This is a genomic window from Oliverpabstia sp. (assembly GCF_022785585.1).
Taxonomy (GTDB): domain Bacteria; phylum Bacillota; class Clostridia; order Lachnospirales; family Lachnospiraceae; genus Oliverpabstia; species Oliverpabstia intestinalis.
The window spans coordinates 1-6,193 of sequence record NZ_JALFPR010000051.1 but is presented as its reverse complement, the minus strand read 5'-3'; the positions used below and the strand labels follow the sequence as shown (position 1 = coordinate 6,193).

Below are 6,193 nucleotides of genomic sequence, written 5' to 3'. Positions count from 1 at the left end.
CCGCGAGGTGTTTTGGCATATTTATGCCAAAATCCCGAGACATACAAGCAAAAATGCCATCACCGAAGGTGATTTTAAATGCATTTTTGCTCGTAACTGTGAAGGTACTGAACAGTTACCAATTTTAAATAAAATTATCGCACAAACACCATCTGACACTTTCTGTGTCGGGTGGTATTTTTTTACTCGTTGCTCACGAAAAAAGAAGAGTGACCGTTTTTTAACAGCCAGCTCTTCTTTTTGTCTTTTGTTCTTCTATTTTTACAGCAGATGTGCACGAATCTCGTCTGCGCTCAGCGGGGAAAGATATGCCGGAGCTACATCAAAGACCGTCTTACATCCTGTCATTCCTTCTGCTTTCATACGGCTCAGTGCCCTTGCGTAAGCAACCAGTACACTGGAAGTAAATTCCGGATTGGATTCCAGTTTCAGAGAATATTCGATCATCTGATGGGTATTTTCATTTTCACCGGTCATACCACTTCTCATAACAAATCCACCGTGAGGCATCTTGTTATGAACAGCGTCAAATTCTTCTTCAGAGATAAAGTTTACTGTGGTATCGTATTCATCAAAATAGTTTTTCATAGTTTTGATGGATTCTTCGATCTGTTTTTTATCAGCACCTTCCTCGGCAACTACGAAGCACTCTCTGGTGTGTTTCTGACGTGTTGTCAGTTCCGGCTGTTTTCCGGCTCTTACCTGATCCATCGCTTCTTCCACCGGAACAGTATACTGAATACCACGTTTTACACCCGGGATTCTTCTGATTGCATCAGAGTGTCCCTGGCTTACGCCTTTACCCCAGAATGTATAGGTTTTTCCGTTTGGCAGAATGGATTCTGCATAGATACGGTTCAGAGAAAACAGACCCGGATCCCAGCCTACAGAGATCATAGCCAGATGACCATTTTCTTTTGCGGCTGCATCTACATTTGCAAAATGCTGTGGAATGTTTGCATGGGTATCAAAACTGTCGATGACATTAAAATCTTTTGCCAGTTCCGGCGTCTGTTTTGGAAGGTCTGTAGCACTTCCGCCACAGATGATCATAACATCAATCTGATCCTTCATATTCTTTGCATCTTCCATGGTGTATGCTTTTACGCCAGGTGTTTTGACAGTTACTGTTGCAGGATCTCTTCTGGTAAATACACCTGCCAGTTCCATATCTTCATTCTGACGGATCGCCATCTCAACGCCTTTTCCCAGATTGCCATAACCTGCAATACCGATTCTTATTTTTTTCATCGCTAATTCCTCCTGTACTCTCCTATCTATTTCCGGAATCTTTCTGTACCTGCTTTGTCAGAAGAGACCCGATCATGTATATTTCCGCCTCCGTACCGACGGTTTTCGGGGATCACGTTCTGAGACTGCACTTTGTGTTCACCACTTTACCTTTGCACAGTCATAAATCTCCTTTTGTATCCTATCACATTTTGATGTCACGTTCAAGCCATTCATAATGTTCTTCCAATGCCAAAAGCCCTTCCTGAATATTTCCCTCAATAAGACAGATGGCAATATTCTTATGAAGTGCGATCCATTCTTCCGTATCAATGGATGCCGCCTGCCGCAAAACCACCTCACCCTCTGAGCGTATGATCTCAGACAAGGCATCCGTCAGAAGAATCAGAAGCCGGTTCTGCGAATACTCAAATACCAGGTGGTGCAGTTCATGATCCGAGCGGATCCGTTCCTCAAGATCTCCGTTTTCCATCCGGTTGATAATCGCTCCTGCTTTTTCCTTTCCTTCCTCTGAAATCAGCGTGCTTGCCTGCACATACGCCTGTTTTTCCAGAACTGACCGAAGCTGATTGACTTCCCGGTAATTACTCTCTTCCATCAGAACCAGCATGGAAAAAACACTGCTGAGGCTTTCTCCCATCCGGTTTACCAGAAAATTTCCCTTGCCGTGGCGGCTTTCAAGAACGCCTGTATGCTCCAGGATCCGTAGTGCTTCCCGGACCGAATTTCGGGAAATCCTCAGTGTTTCCATCAGTTCCCGCTCGGAGGGTATCTTCCCGCCATAAGAAATATCTTTGTTTTTTATCAGTGTTTTCAAATATTCCAGTACCTGGTCATAGGCTTTTGGTGAAGTTGCCTGTACACTTTCCTTATCCAACTGTTTTTCTCACTTTCTTACTTTTCTTCCCTGCCAGACCCACAGCCGGCATGATTTCCGGACAAAAATACCCGACATATTTTTACATCAGACTTGCAAAAACAGAAGATGTTACCACCGTCAGCAAACCTGCCACAGCGATTGCAAGACTGCTCATCGCACCCTCGATCTCACCCAGTTCCATCGCTTTTGCTGTTCCGATGGCATGAGCGGCAGTTCCAAGAGCCAGTCCTTTTGCCACCGGTTCTTCCAGACGAAAGAGCTTACAGACAAGATCTGAAATCACATTTCCAAGGACACCCGTAATGACGATAACTGCTACGGTAATAGTTACCACACCGCCAAGTTCTTCCGATACCCCCATACCAATGGCTGTAGTAATGGATTTCGGAAGCAGAGTTACATACAACTGAGAGTTCAGATGGAACGCCCGCGCCAGGATGTAAACACCGACCATACTTGCCAGCACCCCTGACAGAATGCCCGCTGCAACGGCTTTGATATTATTCTTCAGCAGTTCAATCTGTCGATAGAGGGGCACAGCCAGACTGACCGTCGCCGGTGTCAACAGATAACTGATATACTGGCCACCTTCGTTATAGGTATCATAATCAATATGAAACAGAATCAGCACCGCCATTACGCAGATGACTGCAATCAACAACGGATTAAAAATTGCCAGTTTAAATTTCTTTTTCAGAAGAGTTCCGATCTCATAGGCCACCAGACTGATCACCGCACCAAAAAATACGGAATTTGTCAGGAAATCTTTCATTTTTCTTTTCCCTCCTTACGTTTTCTCTCCCAGCGGATCACCCGCTGTGTCACCTGTCCGGTCACTCCCATGACAAGTACAGTTGTTACTACCGTCACTACGACCACCGGAACCACGACCGGTCGCAGCACATCCCATGCATTCAAAAGTCCTACTGCCGCCGGGATAAACATAACCGGCATAATTTCTATCAGAAAATCAGCGGCTCCCTCTACCTGATCCAGCTTTATGACACCGGTAAGAAGTGCAGCCAGCAGCAATACCAGCCCATACACACTGGCCGGAACCGGAAGTGGAATCACCATACGGAAAAACTCGCCGATAAACGAGAACAACAATATCATACAAAACTGTCTTACGTGCTTCAAAATATTTCTCCTTTCACTGGTAGTACCAGTTTCAGATTATACTGACCTGACTATTTCCTGTCAAGGAGCAAAATCCCCATAGAAATTCAAAAATCTCCGGCAATCGTTTACAAATTGCCGGAGATTTTTCTTTAAAAAATGCTGCTGTCCATTATCCCAGCATTTTCTCCAGATCTTCCTTCGGATCCCCGATTGGACTGATCCGGTAGTTTTCTACCAGATACTGCAGCACATTGGGAGACAGGAATGCCGGGAGAGACGGTCCGAGATAAATATTTTTGATTCCAAGGTGCAGAAGTGTCAGCAGGATGCACACCGCCTTCTGCTCGTACCAGGAAAGCACCATGGAAAGCGGAAGTTCATTGACTCCGCAGTCGAAAGCTTGTGCAAGCGCGACTGCCACTTTGATGGCTCCGTAGGCATCGTTACACTGTCCCATATCCATGATCCGAGGGAAACCGCCGATGCTTCCGAGATCCAGATCATTAAACCGGTATTTTCCACACGCCAGCGTAAGAATGATCGTATCGGACGGTGTCTGTTTTACGAATTCCGTATAATAGTTTCTGCCTTTTTTTGCTCCGTCGCAGCCGCCGACCAAAAAGAAATGCCGGATCGCTCCTGCCTTTACCGCATCCACGATCTGATCTGCTGCCTGCAGAATCGTTCCATGTCCGAAACCGGTGGTCAGCTTTTCTCCGCCGTTGATTCCCTGGTACTGTCTGTCTTCTGCAAATCCGCCAAGTTCGAGTGCTTTCTCGATCACCGGTGTGAAATCTTTCTCATCATCCACATGCACCACACCCGGATAAGAAACTACTTCCGTGGAAAAGACGCGGTCTGCGTAGCTCTCCTTCGGTGGCATCAGACAGTTGGTCGTAAACAGGATGGCTCCCGGAAGATCAGCAAATTCTTTCTGCTGGTTCTGCCATGCCGTTCCGAAGTTTCCTTTCAGATGACTGTATTTTTTCAGTTCCGGGTATGCGTGTGCCGGAAGCATCTCGCCATGTGTATAGATGTTGATTCCAGTATCTTTTGTCTGCTCAAGAAGCTGCTTGATGTCAGAAAGATCATGACCGGTAACAACGATGAATGGTCCCTTTTCTACTGTTAACGGTACAGTTACTGGAACTGGATCACCAAAGCTTTCGGTGTTTGCTTTATCAAGAAGCTCCATGCAAAGAAGGTTAAAGCGACCAACTTCCATTACAATTGGAAGAAGCTCATCCATTCCCAAGTCCTTAGAAAGAGCAGAAAGTGCATTGATAAAAAATTGATTGAGTGAAGCATCGGTGTAGCCAAGTACCATTGCATGGTAGGCATAGGCTGCCATACCGCGCACACCAAACAGAATCAGTGATTTTAGTGAGCGAATATCCTCATCGGCATTCCAGATGTTATTCATATCATAGTCAGAAACTATAGAAACAATGCATTCGCATCAAGATTATTCTTATCAATCATAGTTGAATATTCTAGAACTCCACAGTTTATGACATTCTTATCGTTAATTAAGTCTGGAATTATCACATATGATTGGCGTGGGTACACTTCAAAAACAGGAAAATATTCTGGAAAAAATCATGGTAATGCATGGAGAATTAAGCCAAATGCAAAAGCAGAATTATTTGGTGAGATTGAAAAAGTTGAATTATAATTCTCTATTATAAAATAAAAATATTGTTTCGTAAGTAGTTAAAAAATGTGTTTCCTTGATTACGTTTTTTATGTGTGTAGTGGTGCCGCCAATGGCGGCAGAGCCGGAGCGACGGGTCCCATGGGGCGGTGGGTCGTCCGGCTCAACGGTCGGAAGAGATGATTTTCATATTAAGTATTTCGTCTATATAAAGAAGAAAGAAAATAAAAGAAGGAAAATTTGCTAGAAAACCTAGGAAATAAGCCATTTCCTTTATTTTTGAAGTGTAATATTCGTACATCATTAATGTAATATTTTTATATTCTAACTGTAATTTTATTACAGTAATATTTTTACATTTAAACTGTAATTTTTATTACAGTAATTATTTTATATTAAAAGTATAATTTATATTACAATAACATAGTAATTAAAATTATATTAACATTGTATATTGACTTTTTATTTAATGTAATATATATTACATTAAAAGATGAATTATAGAGGCGATTGGAGGAATTGATTAATGAACAAAGAGGGGACTGAGGAGATTTTTTTAAGAGCAAAAAATACTGCTGTCTATGAATCTAATAATATGGTTACGGATGTTCAGAGTGGTGAAATTCTATATCAAGAGAAAAGTACAAGAGTTAAAACAAGTACTGAACCTGATTTTATCAAAGTGTATTATAAGGCTATGATGGCTGTAAATGCTATTTCTGAAATTCCTCTTGATTTTTTGCTAGCACTTAGCGGACAGATTGGTTTTACAAATGGAGATAAGATTATGTTCTACAATAATAAAACAACACGCCGAGCGATTTCTGAGTATTGTAATATTGGTGACAATATGACCGCAAAGTACATAAAACGTGCAGTTGAGAAGGGAATTCTTTTTTCAACACAAGATCGAGGCTCATATGAAGTAAATCCATGGTTAATCGCAAAGGGAAAATGGGAGCATATACGTGAGTTACAGGCAGCGTTCCAATTTGTAGATAAAAAGTGGATTCGAACCATAACGGAAGAAATTGAAACAAAATCGTAAAGTGACTTAAATGAGAATTTAGAATTTGAAGAAAAGGAAAAGAATGATGTTGCATGCTTATAGTTCACTATATTTAGATAAATCATCTAGAACACTGGGAAATATGCTTCACGATGCAGTTATTGAGTTTGGTATGGATGGAACTGATTTTTTGAATCGCTTTATTCAATCGGATATTGCTGAACAATTTGAAAATGGAAATCCAAAATATATTGCTGGTAAGAGCGGGGCAGAGCTG

General features: G+C 42.2%; 6 protein-coding genes and 2 pseudogenes. 3 read left to right on the top strand and 5 right to left on the bottom strand.

What is annotated here, in order from left to right; all coding sequences use genetic code 11:
- Window positions 1-261: 261 nt before the first annotated feature.
- The 5 genes and pseudogenes from MSA64_RS03235 to hcp form a co-directional block, all read right to left on the bottom strand.
- Complete coding sequence (locus MSA64_RS03235; RefSeq protein ID WP_154432495.1) at window positions 262-1,251, bottom strand: diaminopimelate dehydrogenase; 990 nt, start codon at window positions 1,249-1,251, stop codon at window positions 262-264.
- Window positions 1,252-1,435: 184 nt separating this feature from the next.
- Window positions 1,436-2,128 carry a FadR/GntR family transcriptional regulator gene (locus tag MSA64_RS03230; RefSeq protein ID WP_277664189.1) on the bottom strand — a complete coding sequence of 231 codons (693 nt, stop codon included), beginning with the start codon at window positions 2,126-2,128 and terminating at the stop codon, window positions 1,436-1,438.
- 82 nt (window positions 2,129-2,210) lie between these two features.
- Complete coding sequence (locus tag MSA64_RS03225) at window positions 2,211-2,903, bottom strand: LrgB family protein (RefSeq protein ID WP_022171207.1); 693 nt, start codon at window positions 2,901-2,903, stop codon at window positions 2,211-2,213.
- Window positions 2,900-3,271, bottom strand: coding sequence for a CidA/LrgA family protein (locus tag MSA64_RS03220; protein ID WP_022171206.1), 372 nt, complete (start codon window positions 3,269-3,271; stop codon window positions 2,900-2,902). Before MSA64_RS03220 ends, MSA64_RS03225 begins: the two co-directional genes overlap by 4 nt.
- Window positions 3,272-3,422: 151 nt before the next feature.
- Window positions 3,423-4,685, bottom strand: a pseudogene (gene hcp / locus MSA64_RS03215) (hydroxylamine reductase); the annotation flags it as partial.
- On the opposite strand from hcp, the gene MSA64_RS11905 reads away from it, so the two are divergent.
- The 3 genes and pseudogenes from MSA64_RS11905 to MSA64_RS03200 form a co-directional block, all read left to right on the top strand.
- Window positions 4,647-4,928 (top strand): MvaI/BcnI family restriction endonuclease, encoded by a 282-nt coding sequence (locus MSA64_RS11905; RefSeq protein WP_334302739.1) that lies wholly within the window; start codon window positions 4,647-4,649, stop codon window positions 4,926-4,928. The pseudogene hcp and the gene MSA64_RS11905 overlap by 39 nt on opposite strands.
- Window positions 4,929-5,433: 505 nt before the next feature.
- Window positions 5,434-5,955 carry a hypothetical protein gene (locus tag MSA64_RS03205; RefSeq protein ID WP_287890515.1) on the top strand — a complete coding sequence of 174 codons (522 nt, stop codon included), beginning with the start codon at window positions 5,434-5,436 and terminating at the stop codon, window positions 5,953-5,955.
- Window positions 5,956-5,980: 25 nt separating this feature from the next.
- A pseudogene (locus MSA64_RS03200) lies at window positions 5,981-6,193 on the top strand (helix-turn-helix domain-containing protein); the annotation flags it as partial.